A 22336-nucleotide genomic window follows, 5' to 3' on the forward strand; every position below is an offset into this window, starting at 1 on the left:
TCCGATCTCCGAGGCACGCGAACGCCCTCGGATGCTGCATCCCGGGGCGTTTTTCGTTGTGCGTTCGCATCACATCCTGTGGATGACCTTCCAGGCACCCGGGCATGGATTGCCCGACAACATGGACGTTGCACGCGACCAGGCGCGAGAGCGCTGTGCCCAGGTGCCGGGCACGGGTAGCGCGTGGTCATGCACAGACAAGAATTACCGTTTGAATAAAACGGTGATCAGAAACACTGCGAAAGATATTCAGCGGCCTGGAGTTTATTCCAGCTGGTGCGCGCGGCGATGCCGTGGCGTATACCGAACTCTTTGGCATGTTTCTCGTTACGGGTATCGGCTCCTGGTGGAGCGGCGGCGAAAGCCGTAGGCCTGGTTCGATTCCGGAATACCCACCCCTGGATAGCTCAGTTGGGTAGAGCAACAGATTTGTAATCTGTCTGTCGCGGGTTCGAATCCCGCTCCATGCATGACCTTCTCGGTCATTCCTCGGGACGCAAGTCCCCTTACGGAAACGCCCATGCCGCAGGCAACAGGCAAGCCATCGCCTGACTGCCTGCAGCAGCGGCGCCCCTGCCGGGCCATTGCCCTGAATGCGCGTGCTGCGCCGTTCGCTGCTGCTGCGCAAGCCATCGCACCGCAGCAGTCACACAGATGCAGGCGCCAACAGCGCATTGCGCCCCGCACGGCCGCCGTCACCGGCGTTTCCACCTTTCAACGCCGCGTTGCATCGGCACACGTTCCGCCGGCAGTCCGATCCGGGCAGCGGAACGGCTGCATTCCCGGATCGGACCACCAGAGCCAAACCTAAGGAGAAGTGCCATGTTCTGGACCAAGAGGGTCGTGATCGGTGACGGCGAGCGCGGCCTGGTGTATCGCAACCGTCGGTTCGAGCGCGTGCTCGTCCCCGGCGTCTATCGCCTGTTCGACCCGTTGGGTCGCAGCCAGGTCATCATCCACGCCATCACGCAAGGCGCCGATGTGGGCTGCGATGCAGAAATGCTGATCGACACGCTTCGTAGCATCCTGCCGCAACACTTCGTGCTGGCCGACATCGGCACCGCGCAGGTCGGCTTGCTGATCCGCAATGGCAAGCTCGACGACGTGCTGCCACCGGGCACGCGCACGCTTTACTGGCGTGGTCCGTCGGCAATCGAGGTGCAGACCCTGCCATTGGGCGATGGGCTGCAGGTGCCCACCGATGTGCAGCGCAGGCTGCGCCAGCTCGGCACGCTGTCGCGTGTGGCGGTCTGCATGGATGTGCCGGCCGAGTCGCAAGGGCTGGTGTTCGTCGACGGCAAGCTGCTTGCACCGTTCGGACCGGGGGCGTATGCATTCTGGAATTTCCAGAAGAACATCACCACCGACGTGATCGATCTGCGCGTGCAGTCGGTCGAAGTGTCCGGGCAGGAGCTGTTGACGCGCGACAAGGTGTCGTTGCGGGTCAACCTGGCCGCCAGCATGCGCGTCACCGATGCCGTGGCGATGCGTACGCGCGTGGCCAAGGCCGGCGATTACCTGTATCGCGAGTTGCAGTACGGTTTGCGGCGCGCAGTCTCGGCCAAGACGCTGGACGAGTTGTTGGGCGACAAGGCCTGCCTGGATGCAGATATATTCGGGTATGTGCGCGGCAGCGTGAGCGGCTTCGGCATCGAGGTACTGGGTGTCGGCGTCAAGGACGTGATCCTGCCGGGCGAGATGCGCGAGATCCTCAACGCAGTCGTGCAGGCGGAGAAGCAGGCGCAAGCCAACGTCATCCGTCGGCGCGAAGAGGCCAACGCCACGCGCTCGTTGCTCAACACCGCCAAGTTGATCGAAGACAGCCCGGTGCTGATGCGTTTGAAGGAACTGGAGGCGCTGGAAAAGGTCACCGAAAAGATCGACAAGCTCACCGTGTTCGGCGGCCTGGATGGCGTGCTGAAGCAATTGGTGACGATCAGGCAATGAAGGCTGCGCGTGGCGGAAGGATCTGCCACGCACTGCCGCAAGGTAATGACAACAATGAGTACATCACAACACTTTGAATTTCTGCACGCCGAAGGCAGCAGCACCCCGATCAAGGGTTGGGTGCGCGGCGTGCCGCTGGAAGAGCAGGCGCATGCGCAGCTGCGCAATATCGCAGCGGTCCCGTTTGTCGGTCCGTGGGTCGCGGTGATGCCAGACGTGCATCTGGGCAAAGGCGCAACCGTGGGCTCGGTGATTCCGACCCGTGGCGCCATCATCCCGGCGGCGGTCGGCGTGGATATCGGCTGCGGCATGGCGGCAGTGCGCACCACGCTGCGCGCCAACGACCTGCCCGACAACCTGGCGCAGCTGCGTTCCAGCATCGAGCGCAGCGTGCCGGTAGGCAACGGCCGTGGCGGCGAGCACCGCAAGCTGCCGGACAGCATCCAGACCCGCATCGCGCAGTCCGGGCTGGTGCAGCGTCTGGATGCCATCAAGCAACAGCACAAGCGCATCCGGACCGACAAGCTGGACTGCCAGATCGGCACGCTGGGTGGCGGCAACCATTTCATCGAGATCTGCCTGGACGAAACCGATGCGGTCTGGGTGATGCTGCACAGCGGTTCGCGCGGCACCGGCAACCTGATCGGCACGTATTTCATCGAGCGCGCGCGTGAGCAACTGGCGCATCGCGTGTTGGGTTTTCATCTGCCCGACAAGGACCTGGCCTTCTTCATGCAGGGCGAGCCTTTGTTCGACGAGTATGTCGAAGCGGTGTCGTGGGCGCAGGATTACGCCCGCGAAAATCGCGAGGCGATGATGGCGCGCGTGCTGGCCGAGATGCGTCACCGCTTGCCCAAATTCCAGCTGGAAAAGCTCGCAGTCAATTGCCACCACAACTATGTGCAAAAGGAAACGCACGGTGGCGAGGAATTGTTGATCACCCGCAAGGGCGCGGTGAGCGCTCGTGCCGGCGAGCTGGGCATCATTCCGGGCAGCATGGGCACGCGCAGCTACATTGTGCGCGGGTTGGGCAACGCCGACAGTTTCCACAGCTGCAGCCACGGCGCAGGGCGCGTGATGAGCAGGACCGCCGCACGCGCGCAAATCACCCTGGCACAGCATCGCGAGGCCACCGCACATGTGGAATGCCGCAAGGACGCGGCAGTGATCGACGAGTCGCCTGCCGCGTACAAGTCCATCGATGCAGTGATGGCGGCGCAGTGGGACCTGGTCGAGGTGCTGCACACCTTGCGCCAGGTGGTGTGCATCAAGGGATAGAAGAGGGCCGCGCTTGCGGCCCTCTTCACTACAGACACGTTGCAAGCGCGAGCGAGCAACCTCATCCGCAATGCACTGCACAGTTCAGTCATGTCGCGGCAGCGCTCACATCAAAGCACGCGCGTTTCACTCTTTCGACGCCATCGTGGCGCCTCGTTCGCGGTCTGATTTACAGGGCGCATCCATCAAATAAGCCGGAGGCGGTATGAGCAATCTCGACAAGCAGGAACGCAAAGAAGAAGCGAAGGACTTGAACCGCGACCCGATCTTCGGAGCGCCTGGTTCGCATCCGGTTGGGGTGGGCGTGGGCGGCATCGCCGGCGGCGCGGCAGCTGGCGCGCTGGCGGGCACGGTGTTCGGGCCACTCGGCACCTTGATTGGCGCAGCAGCCGGCGTGGTTGCGGGCGCTGCAGCTGGCAAGGGCGTGGCCGAACGGCTCGACCCCACGGTGGAGACCGAATACTGGCGGCAGGAGCATCGCAACCGTCCTTACTACAAGGAAGGCACCGACTACGATCGCGACTACGCCACCGTCTACGGATTCGGTTTGCAGGCACGCGAAACCCGCCCGACCAGCACCTGGGAAGAAACCGAAGCCACCCTGGCTGGGGAATGGCCACGTAACCGCGGGCAATCGCGCCTGGAGTGGGACGAAGCCCGGCTTGCAGCACGCGACGCATGGGAGCGTGCGGACCGTACCCACACGGTCTATCGCGACAGCGATACGCACTATGCGGGTCGCTTCGACAGCGCCAGCTACCGCGATGCCGAGTATTCGTATGACGACTATCGTCCGGCTTACCGCTATGGCATGCAGGCGCGCCAGCAGCACGCCGGCCGCCAGTGGGACGACCATCTGGAACGCGACCTGGGCGATGGCTGGGACCGCTTCAAGGCCAATTCGCGCCTGAGCTGGGAAAAGGCCAAGCATGCGGTGCGTGAGGCGTTCGATTCGGATCATCACGATGCAGCGGCGCGCCGCAACCCAACTGATCCGCGCGTCTAAGGCTTGATCGCAGCGGCTTGGTAAAGATTGCCGCGGCGAGCGCAATGTGTTGACCCAGGGCGGGCCTATTTGGGCCCGTCCTGCATTGTGGAGTGATGAACGTTCGTTGCTCGTCGGGCGTCAGTGGAAGTGCATGGATGCCGACACGCATTCCAGGGTGATTTACCCACACGACGGCCCGCGCGCACTGGATGTCCAACACGCCGGGGAAGCAACGCATGCACGCCCGCACGGTGTTGCACGCGCTACCTCGTTCCTGACGCCTAACCTGCGGTCTTCTCTACCGCCCGGATGTCGCCGCGAAAGACCGGAGTGCTCTGCTCCAATTGGGTCGCAGCAGCGCCTTGCTGATCCTTGAGCAACTGCTTGCGCATGGCCACCACCTCCTTGGCCAATGCGATACGCCGGCCGACGACCATCTCGGTCAGCCAGTCGATCAGTGCGCGCGTGTATTGCTGCTGGTGCTCCTTGATGCTGAGCGCATGGTCGGCACCGGCGATGACGCGCGATGTGAGCGAACGCGCCTGCACGAATGATTGCGCGTAGTTGTGCAGCACCGGCTGCGGCACGATCACATCGTGTTCGGCTTCCACCAACAGCACATCGCCCTTGTACTCGGCGCAGGCGGCCAGGGCGATGTTGTCGGCCGGGCGCAGGCGCTGCCGGCGGTACGCCATCAGCTCCGGGTCGGCATTGAGGCTGACCTTGGGTTGGTCCCAGTGGGCGTCCTTGTAGAGCGCAGGCGAACGCAACGCCAGCCACTCCACCGGGCGCTCGCGCGTCAGCAGTGCGGACAGATAGCCCCCGTAACTCAGGCCAACCACGGCGATCGACTGCGCATCCACATAGGGCAGAGCCGCCAATTGATCGTACGCAGCCTTGATGTCGTCCAGGTTCTGTGCGCGTGTCACGGTCTGGCGCATCGATGCGTAACCCTCATGCCCACGCAGATCGAAGGTCATGCAGATGCAGCCCAGGCCTGCTGCCTCACGCGCCCGTACCAGGCTGTGGTGCTGGCTGCCGCCCCAGCCGTGCACGAACAACACCGCAGGCATGCCTGAGGGTGTGAGCAAGGTGCCACTGAGTGCGTCCTGGCCGACCGGGATATCGATGCTGGAAAGTTTGGCTTCCATTACGTCGCAGAGATGCTCCTGCATTTGTAACGCGGCCCTGGACCGGATTGGGTTGCGCGATAGTAGACCTGCGCATCGGCCGGCGGCTGGCCCTGATAGATTTCGTGTGTGGACGCATTGACCCACTGCAACGCGGGATCGTGCTGGAACGCGGCGATTGCAGCGAGTTCGGCCGGGGTTGCGCCACCGATTCGCCAGGATTGTTCCAGCACGCCGCATACCGGGACATTGATAGCATCCCGACCGCTGACCACATCGTAGTTGCGGCGGGAAATCTGCAGCTCAGGATACGCGGCGGTGACGCATCGATCGTATCTGCACGCTTGCTCGACCACCTGCCGTTCGAGCAATGGTAACGCGGTCGCCATCAGTGCCTCCAACGACCCACGAAAGACGCGCAACGACGAGCCGCCGTACACCTCGCTGCCGTCCGCATCGGGCACGCTGCATTGCGTGCCGTAGTACGCAATCTGGACACCTGCCAGACACAACTCGCCCACGCTATGCGTCATCGGCTGCAAGATATTGCGTTCCAGCACGCCACCATGCGTGCCCAGATAGGTCTCGGGCAGGCTGTCCAGCACCTGCGCTAGCTGCGATGCGTCGGCGATGCGCCACTGGTCGTTGCCGCCCACGCCGGTGGGCAGCTTCAGGCGCACGTCTCCACCACCAGACAGCGCCTCGAACGCGTGCATCGCATCCGGGCGAGAAAACGCGGTGTAGCCCGGCAGCGTGGCGGGAATCAGCGACATGGCCAGCGCCTGATCCCAGCCTGCAGGGCGTGCCGCATCGGCGCCAATCAATGGGTGACCGATGACCTTGGTGGCCAGAAATGCATGCGGCACGATACCGCCAAGCAAGTCGTCCACGCCGTCAATGCCAAGCCCACGCGCTTGCGCAATCGTGAGCGTGTCGTCAGGTACGTGGAATGTTCCTCCTTCAATCACGCCATGGCCGGCGACGCCGGCGTCAGGCACATCCAGCAAGCGCGCAATCTCGCGACATACCCACGCATGTGTTGCACGCTCATGACCGTGCTCGGGCACCCGGCGCATGGCATGCCCAAGCACGTGGCGATAGTGCGTCTGTGCCATGACCTCTCACCTGCGGCGTGATCGCGCGTTGTTACTGGCCTCGGTCGCAGCTGAGGGACGGGTCTAAAAAGCAGGTGTCGTCCGGCCTTACTTCAAGGCCAGATACAGGCCAAGCACGATCAGGAACACCACGATCAAACTGATGGCGATACGGCCTCCGCGCAACTCCAACAAGGCATGCCACCATACGCGTGCTTCAGGGGTGCCGCTCGCATGATGTGGCTTACGGCTACTGGTCTCGCTGTCCTGCATCCTGGGTACTCTCGCTCCATTACGTCACCACCCACCTTAATGATCAGACGTTACACAGGTGTGGAGCGGTTCAGAATCTTCCGTGAAATGCGGCATTGCGAAAGCGATTTTCGCCCGATTGTCCATTACACGCCTGGACTCAAGTTGGTCAGGTGCACCACGTTGGCAACATCGGAACGCATACGAGACCAACGCGTTGCCTTGAGCACAAGGTTTCAAACGCGGTCACATCAGACGTATGAACCACTTGTACGCGCCTGCATGCGTGGCGTATAGACGCGCTCGAACAATCTGACCAGTTAAGCGTGCAATGCACCGACGTGCTGCAATGGTCGGGTTCGATGATCAATCGTTGACATACCCGCAGTTACCCTGCAGGTCAAGTTTGTTTATAGCGGAACACCCCCAGTCATGAGCAGAGATCCATCCGTCATCGATGTACAGGCCGAAATCGCGCATTGGCAGGCGCGGCATGCCCAGGGCAACCTCGGCGCAGGCAAGTTCAGCGAGTTGTCCCCGGTGGTGAAAATGGCCTGCGACATCTACCTGCAAGCCCCGCGTTCGAGCGACCAGGAACGTCTGCGCTTATTTCGGGACCGCTTGGAGCACCACTTCATTTCTTCCAGCACACAGTCCAACTACGAACAGTTGGCAACTGATTGTTGGCAGCGCCTGGGCGCGCGCAATAGTTGAGTCCGCAGTATCGAGCAACATCTGTTTTTCATTGGAGATCGTCATGAAAACCCCGTATCAAGTGCAGCAGGAGCTGGAACGATTGGAGCGGTTGGTACCGCACATCGTCAGCGACCAGGGCGACCGCGCGGAGGAAATCCTTGGCTTCCACGTTGCCAGTCTGTTGGGTAGCGCGCCGGTCAGCGAGCACGCGTTGATTCGCGAACGCACCGCGCGCATGGCGCGTACCTGCCGCAGTGCGCAGGAGGCCGTGTGTGCTCCCAAGGTGCCTGCCAGACCATTGGGCTTGGCCCCCGTCGCCCAGCCGCAGTGGGCCTGACCGACCTCCCCGGAGCCGCCTAGCGGCTCCTTTGCATTCCACCTCTGGCAATTGCCGATTCACTCCAGGATCTTCATGAAAGTCACGCTTCTCACCGCTTCGCTGTTGGCCATGCTCTCTCTGACTGCCTGCGATCGCCCCGGCGGCGATGCTTCGCGCACTGCGCCAGCAGTGTCGCCCGAGCCGACGGCTGCGCCCGTCAGTGGCAGCGGCGCGACCGAGTTGGCCAAGGGCGATGGGGCAGTGCTGGGCGTGCTGGCTGCGATCGACGACAACGAAATCGCACTCGCCAAGCAGGCCATCGAACAGGATCTGGGCGGAGCCACCGGCGAGTTCGCGCAGCAGATGCTGCACGACCATGAAGCCAACCTTGAAAAGACCAAGTCGCTTGGCGCATCCGAGAGCCCGCGCGCGCAGGCCATACGTGCCAAGGGCAAGGCGGCAGTGGAAGCGCTGTCCAAGACGCTGACCTTGCCGGACGGCAAGGACGCCTACCGCAATGCCTTCATGCGCACCATGGTCATCGACCATGGCGACACCATCAAGATCATCGATTCGGAGCTGCTGCCCGCCGCCGAAAGCGCGCCGGTCAAGCAGCATCTGGAGCAGACGCGCCGCGTTGTCTCGGCGCATTTCGAACGCGCCCACGCGGTGTCCTCGTCCAAGTAAGCAGCTGATCAAGCGCTCACCCCGCAAACGCGCCGGCCAGTCCGGCGCGTTTGCGTTAGGTGGACAGCACACGCCGCTATCGTCGAGGTCGTAGGCCACGCTGCAGGCCGACGGCCGCAGCGCACAGCCGCATGCCCGCGCCAGCTTCACCTCGCTTGGCGCGATCCTGGCCTATCGTGCCGCATCGATTCGGCCAGGAGCCCTCCATGCATCTGCTCATCACCGGCGGCACCGGCTTCATTGGCCAGGCCCTGTGCCCGGCATTGCTGCAGGCCGGCCATCAAGTCAGCGTGCTGACCCGCGACCCGCAGCGCGCCACGCGCATCCTGCCCGGCATGACCGCCGTGCACACGCTGGATGGGGTACAGGCCGATGCAGTCATCAACCTGGCTGGCGAGCCGCTGGCCGCCGGCCGCTGGACCGATACCCGCAAGCAGCGCTTCCGCCAATCGCGCCTGGGCATCACGCGCCAATTGCATGCCTGGATTGCGCAGCAACCGGCCGCACAACGCCCCTCGGTGCTGATTTCCGGCTCGGCCGTGGGCTACTACGGCGAACGTGGCGATACGGCGTTGACCGAAGCCGAGCCTGCCGGCGACGACTTCTCTGCCGTACTGTGCCGCGACTGGGAAGCCGAAGCCGACGCCATCGCCGCACTCGGCCCGCGGGTGAGCTGGGTGCGCACCGGCATCGTACTGGATCGCGATGGCGGCGCACTGGCCCGCATGCTGCCGGCATTCCGCTTCGGCGGCGGTGGACCGTTCGGCGATGGCCGGCACTGGATGAGTTGGATCCACCGCGCCGATATGGTTGCGCTCTTGCTGTGGCTACTGCAGCACGGCCAGCCCGGCGCCTACAACGCCACCGCGCCCAATCCGGTGACCAATGCCGACTTCGCGCGCACGCTGGCGAAGGTACTGCACCGCCCTGCCCTGCTGGCGCTGCCGGCCGGCGTGCTGCGGCTGGGCTTGGGCGAGATGGCCGACCTGCTGTTGATCAGCCAGCGTGTGCTGCCGCAGCGCGCGCTCGATGCCGGCTTCCGGTTTCAGTACCTGCACCTGGATGCTGCGCTGCGCGCCATTCTGCGGCGCTGAGCGGCGGCCCGGGCCTGACCGGACGGGATCGAACGGCCTGCATGGCTGCCTGTGTGCGGTTCGGCCATGCACTAATATTTGCCCAAACTTCATCACCGACAGTGCTGCGGATCTCGGACTGAACCCTGCGCACGGCAGCACACCCATGCATCTGCTCCTCGTCGAAGACGACACCATGCTGGCCAGCGCCATCTGCGACGGTGTGCGTCAGCAGTCATGGACCGTCGATCATGTCGGTCATGCCAATGCCGCCAAGACGGTGCTGGTGGACCACCGCTACAGTGCGGTATTGCTGGATATCGGCCTGCCGGGCGAGTCCGGGCTGAGCGTGATCCGGTTCATGCGCAGCCACTACGATGCCACCCCGGTGATCGCGCTGACCGCGCGTGGCCAGCTCACCGACCGCATCCGCGGTCTGGACGCCGGCGCCGACGATTATCTGGTCAAGCCGTTTCAGTTCGACGAGCTGATGGCACGGCTGCGTGCAGTCACCCGGCGCAGCCAGGGCCGCGTGGTGCCCCTGCTCAGCCACGGCGACGTCTGCCTGGATCCGGGCAGCCGCAAGGTCACCAAGGACGGCAAATGGGTGGCGCTGAGCGCACACGAATACCGCCTGCTGCTGGCGTTGATGGAACGTGCCGGACGCGTGGTCACCAAGGATCAGCTGGAAGAAGGCGTCTATGGCGGCCCATCCGAAGGTGGCAGCAACATGATCGCGGTGTATGTGCACCAGTTGCGGCGCAAGCTGGGCGATACGCTGATCTCCACCGTCTACGGCCAGGGCTACATGGTCGGAAAGACCCCTGAATGAAGTCGCTGCAGGCACGCATGCTGGCGGCGCTGGCCGCGATCGTTCTGCTGAGCTGGTCCACCTCTCTGTGGATCCTGGTCGCACTGGTCACCCAGGGTCATCACAGCGTGTTCGAGCAGGAACTCAACCTGCTCGGCGATCGACTGATCGCCATCTTGCCCGACGCGCTCCAGCAGCGCTTCGATATGCAGGCAGAACCGCCCGACGCGGCGGTAACGTCGACCCCGATCGGCAACCCATCCTCGCGCATGAGCGTGAAGCAGACCCTGATTGCGGTGGTGCTCAACACCGTGCAATTGGGCGTCCTGGGGCTATTGATGTGGTGGGCCGTGCGGACCTCGCTGGGGCCGCTGCGCGCCTTGTCCGGCAACATCGCGCAACGCACCGGTCTGGATACCGAGCCGGTGCCGCTGGCTCAGGCGCCCGACGAAGTCCGCCCGTTGATCGCCTCGTTCAACACCTTGTTGGCGCGGGTGGAACAGGCCGTGCAGGCCGAGCGCGATTTCGTCGCCGATGCCGCGCACGAACTGCGCACCCCGCTCTCGGCACTGCATGCCTACGCCGAGGTCGCATTGCGCGCGCCCACACTGGAGGCCAAGGACGCCGCGCTGGGCCAACTGCTGGAAACCGCGCGTCGCAGCAATCGGCTGGCCGAACAATTGCTGGATCTGGCGCGACTGGATGCCGGCATCAGTTCAGCGGCCTATCATCAAGTCGAAATGGGCGAGCTGATCTCGCATGTGCTGGACGAATTCAGCGTGCAGGCCGACGCACGCCAGATGCAGTTGCAGGTTGAGGCATCGCCCTGCCTGCTGCGTTGCGATGTGGATGCAGTGGGCATTCTGATCCGCAACCTGGTCGACAACGCCATCCGCTATGGCCGCCTGCATGGCAAGGTGGAAGTGAGCTGCGGCTATTGTGTGCGTGCTGACGTATTGCACCCCTTCTTGCAGGTCAGCGATGACGGTCCCGGGGTACCCGAAGGCGCGCAGACCACTATTTTCGAGCGGTTTTATCGTGTGCCCGGTAGCGCCGTACAGGGCAGTGGCATCGGATTGTCGCTGGTCGCCGGCATTGCGCGCCTGCACGGAGCAACGATCGAAGCCGGCGACGGCAACGATGGACGCGGCCTCTGCGTACGCGTGGTGTTTGCCGGCGACCGCCCGGCCGGCGCGGCCTGAATCTGCCTGTCCTGTAGCGCGAGAGCACGACGATACGCGGCCAACCAAACGGCTACGCAATCACGGGCTGGCGCGGTTGGTGCTTGGAGCGCAATGGACCAGGGGCCGCACGTGGAATGCGCGACTGCGCACACACGGGCCCAGCGCGAAACGCGATACGGCCTATCTGCGGCGTACGGTGCGGTTCCCGAGCGCCGTCAATACCACCTGACCACTGCGCGCTCCGTTTGTGTAGGCGCTCTACTGCGGACACCCTGGTGTGGCGCACGGAAACACCTTGCCTTCGCCGGGGTGCGCCGTCGTCGCGACGATCCAATAAGTTCCCAAACTCGTTTGCCTACCGTGCACTCACCGCACGCATCAAGGATGCCTGGTGATGCCTCACTCGATCCGTTTCACCCAACACCTCCCTACCGCGCCATCGCTGGCGGTCGGGCAGTGCGCCGCCAACGACCCCGTGGCCGCGCATACGCTGCCTGTCGCGCCGGAATTTCGCTGCGGCCTGCCCGGCACGCGCAACCGCGACATCTGGTGCGCGTTGCCGGATATCCGCAGCGCGCGCGATGCCCGCCGCCTGCAGTATTTGGCCAAGCGCGGCGTGTTGTTCACTGCCGCAACGGCGGTCTTGGCCCTGGCAGCTACCAGCGTTCTATTGCACTGAACATCAGGTCACGACAGCGCGCAGGGACTGCGCCCACCCACCTTCTTGCACCAGGTCATTCTCCATGTCGACTTCCTACTTCGTTCGATACTGCGCACTCGCCGTTGTCAGCGTCAGCCTGATCGGCTGCGCCAGCACCCGCCCCGTGCCCTATCGCCAACTGCCATCTTCGAGCTACCTGCGTCCGCACGATGGCAGCCGCGGCGGCCGCATGCCGTACGCGTATCACGGCGAGGTCGATTGGTCGCGGTATCGGACCGTATTCGTCGAACCGGTGAGCATTTACCGCGGTCCGGATGCGCAATTCGAAGAGGTGCCCGAGCAGGACAAACGCATGCTCGCCGATTTCATGCAACGCGAGTTCGGCGACGCAATTGGCCAGCGCTGGCAGCCCACCACTGCCATCGGGCGCGACACCTTGCGTGTGCGACTCACCTTGACCGGCGCCAAACCCAGCAAACGGGTCATCGGCACCTTCATGAAGGTCGATATCGGTGGGGGCTCCTACAATGCCGTCCAGGCCGCGCGTGGCAAGGAAGGCGCATTCTCCGGCTCGGTCAGCTATGCGGTGGAAATCTTCGACGCGTCAAGCGATCGCTTGCTGGCGGCCTATGTCGAAAAGCAGTACCCCAATGCGATGAACATCAAGGCCAGCCTCGGTGCGTATGGCGCGGCCAAGGCAGGGATCGGCCTGGGTGCGAAACAATTGGTCGATGGCATGCGCTAGGCCTTGCTCCTTTTATTGCATGCGCGATGCCTGTGCGTATCGGAGTGCACGTACGCGATACGTTCGGGCAATCCTCCCGCGCAGTGCAGGGTCATCAGCGTGTTGGCTGCAGGCGGGGAGCGCCAGCCAAAGCTGCTGCAACAAAAACGCCGAAGCTGTTGAACAGCGCCGGCGTTTTCACCATTGCACAGGGTCGGTGACACCTATCGCGTGCGCTGCACGCCTTCCACGCTACCTGGCGACCCGCACATCTCGCCTGCGCCCTGCGTGACAACCTCAACGCGTGACGCGCTTTGCCGCTTTCTTACCCACTGCCTTGCGCGCGGCGGTGGTCTTTGCCACGGCACGTGTAGCCGGGGTCTTGGTGACCTTGGCGGCTTTCTTCAACGCGGTCTTGGTCACGGCTTTCTTGAGCGGGGCCTTCTTCACTGCGGCCTGCCTGGTCGCGGTTTGCTTGGCGACCGGCGCCTTCTTGGCTGCAGGCTTGACCAGCGGCTTCTTCGCTGCCGCCGACTTGGCCACCGCCTTCTTCGCAGCCTTCTTCGCCGCCGTGCGCGCGTTCACCGTTGCGACGGCGGTCTTGCGTGCGGCGCTCTTGGCAGCGGTCTTGGCACTCAGTGCGGCCGCCTCGGCCTTGGCATTGGCCTTGGCGGTTTCCAGCTTGCGCTTGGTAGTGGCCTTGGTGTCGGTGATCTTCTTCTTGGCCGCGGCGCTGGTGCTGCTCAACTTCTGCTTGGCGGCCTGCGTGGTCGAGGTCAACGTTTGCTTGGCCGCGTCCTTGGTGGCGGTGAGCTTCTGCTTGGCGGCCTCCTTGGTGGCGACCAGCGTGTCCTTGGCAGCGTCCTTGGTGGCCGCCAGCGAGCGCTTGGTCCTGGCCACGCTGCGTTTCACTGCAGTGGCTGCATTGCCGGCGTTCTTGACCACGTTCTTTTCGACCTTGACCACTGCCTTGCGCGCTTTGGCCACCTGCGTCTTGACCTCTTCCACCGCCGTGCCTGCCGCCTCCTGCACGCTGGCAACCGCCTCGCTTGCGGTGCTGGCGAGGGTCTCGGTCAACTCGGTGGCGGTGCTTTTTACGCTATCGACGGCGTCGGACAGGGTTGCCGTTACACCATTGCCGTTGCTCATAGACCCTCCTTAAGGGCGTCAGTGCGGAAAACTTAGGCGATGCGCGACCGCACGCAACATGCTGAACAGGCATCGGATCAAGCGGACGCTACGCCCGGCCCGTCGGGCTGTCAACGCAATCAGGGCAAGGGATGCGCGGCACTTTCACCAGCAGTTAAATTGCGCGCAGGCACTCTCGTTCAGCTTGATTTACGCAGTCAGACGCCCTATTCCTCATCCACCGCGTAACCCGGAATCCGTTCCATGCGACCGCTGCCTACCCTGCTGACTCTTTCGCTGGCCGCTGCCTTCGGCGGATTTGCCGCCACCGGCGTCAACGCCTGGCTCGACAATCGCGCCGAAGCCACGCCCCCCAGCAATGCCGCCTTCACCCTGCCGACGGCCGCCGCATTGCCGGCTGCGGTGGCCGGCCAGCCAGTGCCGTCGCTGGCGCCGATGCTGCAGCAGGCCATGCCAGCAGTGGTGAGCGTGAACACCAAACAGGTGGTGCGCGTCCGCAACCCGTTCTTCAATGACCCGATCCTGCGCCGGCTGTTTCCGCAGGTGCCGCAGGACCGCATCAACGAATCGCTGGGTTCGGGCGTGATCATCGATGCGCAAAAAGGCTATGTCCTGACCAATCACCACGTCATCGAAAACGCCGACGACGTGCAGGTGACGCTCGGCGACGGACGCACGGTCAAGGCCGAGTTCATCGGCTCCGATGCCGATACCGATATCGCGCTGATCCGAATCAAGGCCGACAACCTCACCGATATCAAACTGGCCGACAGCAACGCGCTGCGCGTGGGCGATTTTGTGGTGGCCATCGGCAACCCGTTCGGCTTCACCCAGACCGTCACCTCCGGCATCGTCTCGGCCGTGGGGCGCAGCGGAATTCGCGGCCTGGGCTACCAGAACTTCATCCAGACCGATGCCTCGATCAACCCCGGCAATTCGGGCGGCGCGCTGGTCAACCTGCAAGGCCAGTTGGTTGGCATCAATACCGCCAGCTTCAATCCGCAAGGCAGCATGGCGGGCAATATCGGCCTTGGGCTGGCGATTCCGTCCAACCTGGCACGCAATGTGGTCGAGCAATTGGTGACCAAGGGCGTGGTGGTGCGCGGCACGCTCGGTCTGGAAACCCAGAACCTCACCCAGCAGATGTTGCAGGGCCTGGGCGTTGATTCGTTGCGCGGCGCGTTGGTGACACGGGTGTTGCCGGGTTCCGCAGCGGCCGCGGCAGGCGTGCAACCGGGCGATGTGGTGGTGGCGGCCAACGACCAGCGCGTGGACAGCGCCGAAGCGCTGCACAACTACGAAGGCCTGCAGGCGGTGGGCAGCGCGGTGACGCTGGATATCCGTCGCGATGGGAAGCCGCTCAAGCTCAAGGCCACGTTGAAAGAGCAGGACCGCGCCGTCACCGGCGATATGCTGGACCCGCGACTGACCGGCGCGACCTTCGTCGATCTCCCCGAATCGCTGCGTCAGTCAGGCATCACCGGGGTGATGGTGAGCGAGGTCAAACGCGGCGGTCGCGCTGCCGCCAACGGCCTGGTCGCCGGCGATGTGATCGTGGCCAGCAGCGTGGGCGAGTTCGCCGACCTTGCCAGCTGGCGCGCCAATTTCCAGCGTAAGCCGCAGCAGCTTGTCGTGCGTATCCTGCGTGGCAACGCGCAGTACGACGCGCTGATGCGTTGACGCGATGTGCACCGGAAGGTGCTTCCACTAACGCCTCCTACACCCCCCCGATGCTATTGCTACTGCTCGACCGCACGTGAGTGGCGGCTGCCATCAATGACCGAAGGAGATATCGCATGAGCCCCACCAATACCGATCAGCTGAAGGAAAACCTGAGCGAAGCCGGCACCCACCTGAAGTCGGCAGCGAGCGCCGCTGGCGAAGCCGTCCGCGGTGCCACCAGCGCCGCCGGCGATGAGCTCAAGCTCGGTCGCGCCAACGTCAAGGCCGAACTGTCCGACACCGCGCTGGCCGGCATGGCCGCTGCCGAGTTCGGCGGTGCCGCTGCCAAGGAGCAGATGGACGTCCTGGTTGCCAAGGGCAACGATCTGCTGGAAAGCGCCACCGATCTGATCCGCGAGCGTCCGCTGGCTGCCTTTGGCGTTGCCTTCGCCGCTGGCTGGGTCATCGCCAAGCTGGCACGCAGCAACGACAACTAAGTCGTGAGCGATCAGGCCTCTCCCGCTGCCGGAACCGACGCGCCAGACGCGCGCGAGCAGACGCCAGGACTGGACGAAAGCGTGCGCGCGGTCGCCGCAGCCGGCCGTGCAACGCTGGGCTCGGCCAAGGACACCAGCCGCGCCTTGCGCCGGCTGGTGTCGGCCGATCTGCAACTGGCACGCAGCGCATTCGGGCGTGGCCTGGCCTGGGCCTGCGTGGCGGTGGTGTTTGGCGCCTCGTCGTGGTTGCTGCTGGCCGGTGCCATCATCGCGCTGTTGCAACGTGCCGGGCTATCGTGGTTCCAGGCGATGTTTTTCACTGCGTTGGGCAGTCTGTTGGTGACCGGCATCGCGGCATGGCGGGTGTTTTTCTACTTCGACCACACCGGCATGAATGCAACGCGCCGTCAGCTCATCAAGCTGGGGATTTTCGATGACCCCAGCAAGGACGACGACGCGGCAACCTCTGCCAGTGGAGCACGTCCATGAAGTTTGGAACCTTGCGTCAACGCGTCGAGCGCGCCGAATTCCTGGTCGAAGGACGCGCGCAGGAAACGCGCCTGCATTGGAGCGAACTGCGCCAGACCTGGCGTGCTGGATGGTCCCCGCTACGCATCGTGACGGTGGGTTTCGTGCTCGGGTTTGTCACCGGCCGTCATGAGCCGCAGGCGGCATTGGGCAGCATCGCTAGCAAGCTTGGCGGGATTCCCAAGATTTTGCAGATGATCAGCACCATCTCTGCGCTGTTCACCGCGCACCGCGCGCAGGAAGCCTCCGAGCAGGCCGAACGTGCGGCAGACAATGCCGAGGAAGTGGCAGCCGACCCGCCGGTGACCGTGGTGCAGGTTCCAACCGATCGCGCGGCCTGAGCGCGGACGGCATTTGCAGCGGCTAGCGAATTGCTGCGCCGCCGTTGTGGCTGGCAGATTGGGCTGTGCAAGGCATCGGCTCACCAGAGTCATTTGACTGTGCACGCGCTCCGGACGGAGGTGTTCGGACACTGGCCCTGCATGCAACACGCACGATTGCGCTTGGGGATTGGGCGAAAGAACCGCTGCACCGCGAACCACGATGCTCGAATCTGCGCGTTCCAACTCGCCAAATGACCGCACGCCGTGACTCCTTGCCGATGCTCGCCGCGGGTGCTTGTGATCTCGGCTCTGAGATGTGGGGATCGCGCCATGGTGACCAAGCCATGGGTGACCAATAAGCGTCGCCGATCGCAGCGAGGTCTGACGGCCGTTCGCACGCAGCCTGCGTGCTGTCGCAGATGGCAGCGTGCGGCAGATCCTGGCGTCGTTTGCAATGCCACCCCGACGAGCGATTCGGCGCCTTACGACCTGCACCAAGACGCGTGCGGCCGAGTTCGCCACAAGCCTTCGTTCGCTGACATCCTGCCCACAGGCCCTGTGCGCGCCGTTGACGCATTGCACCGATAATGGCGCACCGCTGGCAGCACGCCAGTCTGCTGCCAGGGCGCGCATGTCTCTTCCCGTCGATTTACCGGATGCCGCCACCGCGGCAGATTCGCTTCCGCCCGCACCGGCGCCCCGCCCGCGCGCGCCGGCCTCGCTGGTGGTACTGGCCACGCTCGCCATCGGTTACACGCTATGGGCGGCGCAGACGATCATCCTGCCGATCATGCTGGCCGCGTTTTTCTCGCTGATCGGCAATCCCATCCTGCGGGGTTTGCGCAAGCTGTACATCCCGCGGTTTCTCGGCGCCTTGCTCATCCTGTGCCTTGGCCTGGCCGGTACCGTCACGCTGGCCGCGCAATTGGCCGGCCCTGCCGCCGAATGGGTGCAACAGGCACCAAGGCAAATGCGCCAGATTGCGCGCGATGTGCGCGATCTCACCAAGCCGGTGATGCAAGCCAACCAGGCAGCGGAAAACTTTGCACGCGCGGCCGGTGGCGAAGGCCAGCGCGGCGTGCAGATCGTGCGCACGCAGATGGACGACCCCTACAAGGCACTGGTCCGCACGCCCAAGCTGGCGGCCTCGGTGCTGGCCGTGGTGCTGCTGACGTTCTTCTTCATGGTGTATGGCGAAAGCCTGCAGCGGCATGCGATCGCCCTGCTACCGAACCGGCAGCAGCAACGTTTCACCACCGAGATCATGCTGGACATCGAGCGCGAGGTCTCGCGCTACGTGCTCACCATCAGCGTGATCAACACGCTGGTCGGGCTGGTATTTGCCGGCATTTTGTCTGTGCTGCAGATTCCGCTGCCTGAAGCGATCCTGTGGGGAACAGTGGTCGCATTGCTGAATTTCGCACCGTATGTCGGTCCGTTGATCGGCGTGATGCTGATGCTGCTGATGGGTTTTGTGGAATTTCGTACCACCTTGTCCTCGCTGCTGCCGGCGATCCTGTACCTGGCGCTGCACACGATCGAAGGCCAGGTGGTCACACCGATCGTGCTGGGCCGACGCATGGCGATCTCGCCGCTGATGCTGATCCTGGCGCTGATGCTGTTCGGCTGGCTGTGGGGCATGGTCGGCCTGCTGCTGGCGGTGCCGTTGCTGGTCTGCATCAAGATGGTGCTGAGCCGGGTGGACGGGATGCAGCGCTGGGCGCGGCTACTGGAGTAGCCGCGAATAGGGAATCGGGAGTTGGGAATCGCAAGAGCAGAGGCGCCGCTCTCCCCATTCTCGATTCCCGACTCTCCATTCCCGGCATTACAATCAGGCAATGAGCTTCCACATCAGCGCCATCACCCTCGACCTCGACGATACGTTGTGGCCCTTTGCGCCGATCGGGGCGCGCATCGACCAGGTGCTGTACGACTGGATGCGCGAGCACAGCCCGGTGACAGCCGAGCGCTTTCCGGTGGAGGCGATGCGCGAGCTGCGGGAGCGCAGCTTTGCCGACAACCCGCACCTGCATCACGACCTCAGCGCGCTGCGCCGGTTGACGCTGGAAATGGCCTTGCGCGAGAGCGGCGGCGACTTGGCGTTGCTGGAGCCGGCCTACGAAGTGTTCTATGCGGCGCGCAACCAGGTGGAATGCTATCCGGATGCGCTCGACGCGCTGGCGCGCATTGCCGCCCATGTGCCGGTGGCCGCGCTCAGCAACGGCAATGCCGATCTGCAGCGCATCGGGCTGATGCACCACTTCGCGTTTCAGTTGGGCTCGCGCGAACACGGCAGCGCAAAGCCCGACCCGAGCATCTTCCTGGCTGCCTGCGCGCGGCTCGAGGTGCCTCCCGCACAGGTGCTGCATGTGGGCGACCATGTGCGCATGGATGTGCTGGGTGCGCTGGATGCCGGCCTGCGTGCCTGCTGGATCAATCGCGAGGGCGCGGTGTGGTCGCACCCCACCCAGCAGCCGGATCTTGAATTCGACAGCATGACCGGGCTGGCCGATTGGCTGGACGCGCAGCAACCGCATCCGGGCCCCGCGCGCGCCGGCATCACCCTTCCCGCCTGAGCCACTCTGCACGGCGCACGGCGCTGCACTCGAGGATTCCCATGTCGCACCTGACCGGTTTCACCGATCCCACTGCCGCAGCCTTGCCGCTGTATGTGCTCGACCGCGAGAGCTTTACGCGCTGGTGCGCGGAGCAGCCCACCCGTGTGCTGTCATGGGCGCAGGCGCAGCGTTTCGATGCCGCGCCGGGCAGCATGCTGTTGTTGCCGGGCGACAACGGGCTGGCCGGAGCAGTCCTGGGGATCGGCGACCGCGCCGATGCCTACGCCTACGCGCATGCGCCAATGGCCTTGCCGCCGGCCAGCCGCTGGACGCTGGCCAACCCGTTGAGCGATGCCGAGCAGGCGTTGCTGCATCTGGGCTGGGGATTGGGCGCCTATCGCTTTTCGCGGTATCGCAAGGTGCCGCGCGCGCCGGCCGAACTGGCGGCAACGCCGTCGGCACACACCCATGCACTGATCCAGGCGTGCCTGCGCGTGCGCGATTGGGTCAACACGCCCACCGAAGACATGGGTCCGCAGCATCTGGAAGAAGCCACACGCACGCTGGGACAGGCGCATGGCGCACAGGTCGATGCAGTCGTCGGCGACGCGTTGCTGGCGCAGAACTTCCCCACCATCCATGCCGTGGGGCGCGCCTCGCATCGCGCGCCGCGACTGATCCAGTTGCAGTGGGGTGACACCGCGCATCCGCATCTGGTGCTGGTCGGCAAGGGTGTGTGCTTCGACACCGGCGGGCTGGATCTGAAGCCGGCCGATGGCATGCGCAACATGAAAAAGGACATGGGCGGTGCGGCGCATGCGTTGGCGCTGGCCGGGCTGGTGATGGCGCAGCAGTTGCCGGTACGGCTGACGCTGCTGATTGCGGCAGTGGAGAACGCGGTGGGCCCGGAGGCATTCCGCCCTGGCGAAGTGATCACCACCCGCGCCGGCGTGACGGTGGAAGTGGACAACACCGATGCCGAAGGCCGCCTGGTGCTGTGCGATGCGCTGAGCTATGCCACCGAGCAGCATCCGGATCTGATCCTGGATTTCGCTACGCTCACCGGCGCGGCACGCATCGCGCTGGGCCCGGACCTGCCGGCGCTCTTTGCCAACGACGATGCGCTGGCGCAGGCCTGGATCAGTGCCGGCGAACAGACCCGCGACCCGGTGTGGCGCATGCCGCTATGGCGCCCGTACCTGCGCTATCTCAACAGCCATGTCGCCGACATGGCCAACGCCGGCTCGCGCATGGCTGGCGCCGTCACCGCCGCGCTGTATCTGGAACGCTTCGTGGCACCCGGCCAGCCGTGGGCGCATCTGGACGTCTACGCCTGGAACGACAGCGACCGCCCCGGCCGGCCCGCCGGCGGCGAAGCGCTGGCACTGCGCTCGGCGTTCGCGATGCTGCAGCAACGCTACGGCGGCTGAGCGCGGGCAGCGCTGCAATCAGGCCGAGGCGAACACAACCTTTGCGCTGCGCTGGTCAGCCCTGGCGACGCAACAACGGCGCGATCGTGCGCATGCGTGTCTGCGTCGCCGGGCCAACCAGCGCGAACGCGGTATCGCCTTCGGCCCAGTACTGCGCCAACAGCCGGCCATCGCGGCGCTCGCCGGTCGGCATCGGTCCGCTGCGTGGACGCAGATACAGGCCAATGCGTGCGCCGTCGGCATCGCCATACACCAGCATCGCGGCCGCGCCTTCCGGTGTGGAAAGCAGTTGCCCACCGCGCAGCGTATAACCCTGCGCACGCAGATCCGGCACGACGCCTGCGTTGCCGAAATGCGTTCGCAACCACGGTTCCAATTCGGCGCGGCGTTGCACGTCCAACGCAACGCCCTGATGCGCGCCGGCATCGGCGAACAGGCGGTAGGCGGCTACTGCATCGGCCATCGGTACGCGTTGGCTGGCGATCCGGCTCGCATGCAGCTGCCAGCCCAGCCCGGTACCCAAGCCAAGTGCCAGCACGCAACTGGCGGCCACGGCAAACATGGCACGGCGGCGCTGTTGCAGCCCGCGGCGAATCGCCGCGGGCGTGAATGCTAAGGCGCTCATTTCCGGCGCCAGACCAGCGTGTGCGGCACGCAGCGCTTCGGCATCGCGCTTCCAGCCCGCCACGCGTGCGGCCTGGGCGGGGTGCGCGTGTAGCCAGGCGGCCACTGCTGCATGTTGCTCCGGCGCCAGGCGGCCATCGACGTAGGCGTGCAGCGCGTGTTCGTCCGGCGGTGTGGCGGTCATTTCAGGATCCTCAATGCAGGTGCGTGGCTCACATGCCCCTCGTTCAATGCGCGCAGGCGTTCGCGCGCGCGCGCGACAGGCGCGACATCACCGTGCCGATCGGGATGCCGAGGGTGTCGGCTACCTCGCGATAACTGAAGCCTTCCACGCTCACCAAGAGCAATAACGCACGTTGTTCGGCCGGCAACGATGCAAGGCTGGCCAGCATGGCGCGCCCGTCGTGCACCTGCTCAGGGGATGCGGATTGGCTGGGCTGCTGCGGCGCGAACAGGCCCACGACCCGCTGCCAGCGTGCGGCACGCCGCTGCCCATCCAGAAACTGCCGGTACAGGATGGCGAACAGCCAGGGCTGCAGGGCGTCGGCGGTATGCCGGGTGCGCCACCGCCGCAGCGCGCGCTCCAGCGTGGCTTGCACCAGATCGTCGGCGCTGGCGGGCTCGCCGCTCAGCGAGCGCGCAAAGCGGCGCAGTGCCGGCAGCACGGCGCGCAGTTGGTCATCGTCCAAAGCATCCATTGGCGGGCTTGGTGGTGGCATCA

General features: G+C 64.7%; 23 protein-coding genes and 1 pseudogene. 18 read left to right on the forward strand and 6 right to left on the reverse strand.

The genetic code is table 11. The features are described 5' to 3' along the window. Nucleotides 1-822 precede the first annotated feature (822 nt). The 3 genes from FLG15_RS19610 to FLG15_RS19620 all read left to right on the forward strand — a co-directional run bounded on the left by FLG15_RS19610 (nucleotide 823) and on the right by FLG15_RS19620 (nucleotide 4231). Nucleotides 823-1947, forward strand: coding sequence for a slipin family protein (locus FLG15_RS19610; RefSeq protein ID WP_057679044.1), 1125 nt, complete (start codon nucleotides 823-825; stop codon nucleotides 1945-1947). A 54-nt stretch (nucleotides 1948-2001) separates the two neighbouring features. After that, the gene (locus tag FLG15_RS19615; protein WP_057679045.1) at nucleotides 2002-3225 is read left to right on the forward strand and encodes an RtcB family protein; all 1224 of its coding nucleotides are present in this window, start codon (nucleotides 2002-2004) and stop codon (nucleotides 3223-3225) included. A 205-nt stretch (nucleotides 3226-3430) separates the two neighbouring features. Beyond that, the gene (locus FLG15_RS19620; RefSeq protein WP_150147135.1) at nucleotides 3431-4231 is read left to right on the forward strand and encodes a hypothetical protein; all 801 of its coding nucleotides are present in this window, start codon (nucleotides 3431-3433) and stop codon (nucleotides 4229-4231) included. Nucleotides 4232-4494: 263 nt separating this feature from the next. Here the strand turns inward: FLG15_RS19620 and FLG15_RS19625 are convergent, their stop codons facing one another. The 3 genes from FLG15_RS19625 to FLG15_RS23610 form a co-directional block, all read right to left on the reverse strand. After that, complete coding sequence (locus FLG15_RS19625; RefSeq protein WP_057679047.1) at nucleotides 4495-5364, reverse strand: alpha/beta hydrolase family protein; 870 nt, start codon at nucleotides 5362-5364, stop codon at nucleotides 4495-4497. Then, nucleotides 5364-6458 carry a DUF3182 family protein gene (locus FLG15_RS19630; RefSeq protein WP_057679048.1) on the reverse strand — a complete coding sequence of 365 codons (1095 nt, stop codon included), beginning with the start codon at nucleotides 6456-6458 and terminating at the stop codon, nucleotides 5364-5366. Before FLG15_RS19630 ends, FLG15_RS19625 begins: the two co-directional genes overlap by 1 nt. An 87-nt stretch (nucleotides 6459-6545) precedes the next feature. Beyond that, entirely contained in the window at nucleotides 6546-6710 is a 165-nt protein-coding gene (locus FLG15_RS23610) for a hypothetical protein (RefSeq protein WP_005914365.1), read from the reverse strand. A gap of 411 nt (nucleotides 6711-7121) precedes the next feature. On the opposite strand from FLG15_RS23610, the gene FLG15_RS19635 reads away from it, so the two are divergent. The 8 genes from FLG15_RS19635 to FLG15_RS19670 all read left to right on the forward strand — a co-directional run bounded on the left by FLG15_RS19635 (nucleotide 7122) and on the right by FLG15_RS19670 (nucleotide 12865). After that, on the forward strand, nucleotides 7122-7403 hold the full coding sequence (locus FLG15_RS19635; protein WP_003486531.1) for a hypothetical protein: 282 nt from the start codon (nucleotides 7122-7124) through the stop codon (nucleotides 7401-7403). 43 nt (nucleotides 7404-7446) lie between these two features. Next, nucleotides 7447-7722, forward strand: a complete 276-nt coding sequence (locus FLG15_RS19640; RefSeq protein WP_057679049.1) for a hypothetical protein — start codon at nucleotides 7447-7449, stop codon at nucleotides 7720-7722. Between the two features lie 75 nt (nucleotides 7723-7797). Beyond that, on the forward strand, nucleotides 7798-8391 hold the full coding sequence (locus FLG15_RS19645) for a DUF4142 domain-containing protein (protein ID WP_150147138.1): 594 nt from the start codon (nucleotides 7798-7800) through the stop codon (nucleotides 8389-8391). Nucleotides 8392-8597: 206 nt separating this feature from the next. Further along, nucleotides 8598-9485, forward strand: coding sequence for a TIGR01777 family oxidoreductase (locus tag FLG15_RS19650; protein WP_057679051.1), 888 nt, complete (start codon nucleotides 8598-8600; stop codon nucleotides 9483-9485). A gap of 145 nt (nucleotides 9486-9630) precedes the next feature. Beyond that, complete coding sequence (locus FLG15_RS19655; RefSeq protein ID WP_057679052.1) at nucleotides 9631-10296, forward strand: response regulator transcription factor; 666 nt, start codon at nucleotides 9631-9633, stop codon at nucleotides 10294-10296. Further along, complete coding sequence (locus FLG15_RS19660) at nucleotides 10293-11477, forward strand: ATP-binding protein (RefSeq protein ID WP_057679053.1); 1185 nt, start codon at nucleotides 10293-10295, stop codon at nucleotides 11475-11477. Before FLG15_RS19655 ends, FLG15_RS19660 begins: the two co-directional genes overlap by 4 nt. 376 nt (nucleotides 11478-11853) lie before the next feature. After that, nucleotides 11854-12138 carry a hypothetical protein gene (locus tag FLG15_RS19665; RefSeq protein WP_057679054.1) on the forward strand — a complete coding sequence of 95 codons (285 nt, stop codon included), beginning with the start codon at nucleotides 11854-11856 and terminating at the stop codon, nucleotides 12136-12138. A 64-nt stretch (nucleotides 12139-12202) separates the two neighbouring features. Further along, nucleotides 12203-12865, forward strand: a complete 663-nt coding sequence (locus tag FLG15_RS19670; RefSeq protein WP_057679055.1) for a DUF3313 domain-containing protein — start codon at nucleotides 12203-12205, stop codon at nucleotides 12863-12865. 276 nt (nucleotides 12866-13141) lie between these two features. On the opposite strand, the gene FLG15_RS19675 is transcribed toward FLG15_RS19670, so the two are convergent. Then, on the reverse strand, nucleotides 13142-13993 hold the full coding sequence (locus FLG15_RS19675) for a hypothetical protein (protein ID WP_057679056.1): 852 nt from the start codon (nucleotides 13991-13993) through the stop codon (nucleotides 13142-13144). A gap of 243 nt (nucleotides 13994-14236) precedes the next feature. Between FLG15_RS19675 and FLG15_RS19680 the strand changes: the two genes are divergently transcribed. The 7 genes from FLG15_RS19680 (at nucleotide 14237) to FLG15_RS19710 (ending at nucleotide 20991) form a co-directional block, all read left to right on the forward strand. Then, a complete protein-coding gene (locus FLG15_RS19680; protein ID WP_017158213.1) occupies nucleotides 14237-15673 on the forward strand; it encodes a Do family serine endopeptidase in 1437 nt (478 codons plus the stop codon). A gap of 116 nt (nucleotides 15674-15789) precedes the next feature. Then, the gene (locus FLG15_RS19685; RefSeq protein WP_008574792.1) at nucleotides 15790-16152 is read left to right on the forward strand and encodes a hypothetical protein; all 363 of its coding nucleotides are present in this window, start codon (nucleotides 15790-15792) and stop codon (nucleotides 16150-16152) included. 3 nt (nucleotides 16153-16155) lie between these two features. Beyond that, the gene (locus tag FLG15_RS19690) at nucleotides 16156-16641 is read left to right on the forward strand and encodes a phage holin family protein (RefSeq protein WP_150147141.1); all 486 of its coding nucleotides are present in this window, start codon (nucleotides 16156-16158) and stop codon (nucleotides 16639-16641) included. After that, nucleotides 16638-17021 carry a hypothetical protein gene (locus FLG15_RS19695; RefSeq protein ID WP_057679058.1) on the forward strand — a complete coding sequence of 128 codons (384 nt, stop codon included), beginning with the start codon at nucleotides 16638-16640 and terminating at the stop codon, nucleotides 17019-17021. Before FLG15_RS19690 ends, FLG15_RS19695 begins: the two co-directional genes overlap by 4 nt. Nucleotides 17022-17634: 613 nt before the next feature. Further along, nucleotides 17635-18741: an AI-2E family transporter gene (locus tag FLG15_RS19700; RefSeq protein WP_150147144.1), complete on the forward strand. Its 1107-nt coding sequence runs from the start codon at nucleotides 17635-17637 to the stop codon at nucleotides 18739-18741. A gap of 100 nt (nucleotides 18742-18841) precedes the next feature. Then, nucleotides 18842-19579, forward strand: coding sequence for an HAD family hydrolase (locus FLG15_RS19705; RefSeq protein ID WP_150147147.1), 738 nt, complete (start codon nucleotides 18842-18844; stop codon nucleotides 19577-19579). A gap of 41 nt (nucleotides 19580-19620) precedes the next feature. Beyond that, the gene (locus FLG15_RS19710; RefSeq protein ID WP_057679060.1) at nucleotides 19621-20991 is read left to right on the forward strand and encodes a leucyl aminopeptidase family protein; all 1371 of its coding nucleotides are present in this window, start codon (nucleotides 19621-19623) and stop codon (nucleotides 20989-20991) included. A 55-nt stretch (nucleotides 20992-21046) separates the two neighbouring features. On the opposite strand, the gene FLG15_RS19715 is transcribed toward FLG15_RS19710, so the two are convergent. Continuing rightward, nucleotides 21047-21799 (reverse strand): anti-sigma factor family protein, encoded by a 753-nt coding sequence (locus FLG15_RS19715; protein ID WP_150147150.1) that lies wholly within the window; start codon nucleotides 21797-21799, stop codon nucleotides 21047-21049. Beyond that, nucleotides 21796-22313, reverse strand: a pseudogene (locus FLG15_RS19720) (RNA polymerase sigma factor). The gene FLG15_RS19715 and the pseudogene FLG15_RS19720 overlap by 4 nt, the downstream one beginning before the upstream one ends. Between the last annotated feature and the right edge of the window lie 23 nt (nucleotides 22314-22336).

This window comes from Xanthomonas phaseoli pv. dieffenbachiae, assembly GCF_008639345.1.
Classification (GTDB): Bacteria; Pseudomonadota; Gammaproteobacteria; order Xanthomonadales; family Xanthomonadaceae; genus Xanthomonas; species Xanthomonas phaseoli.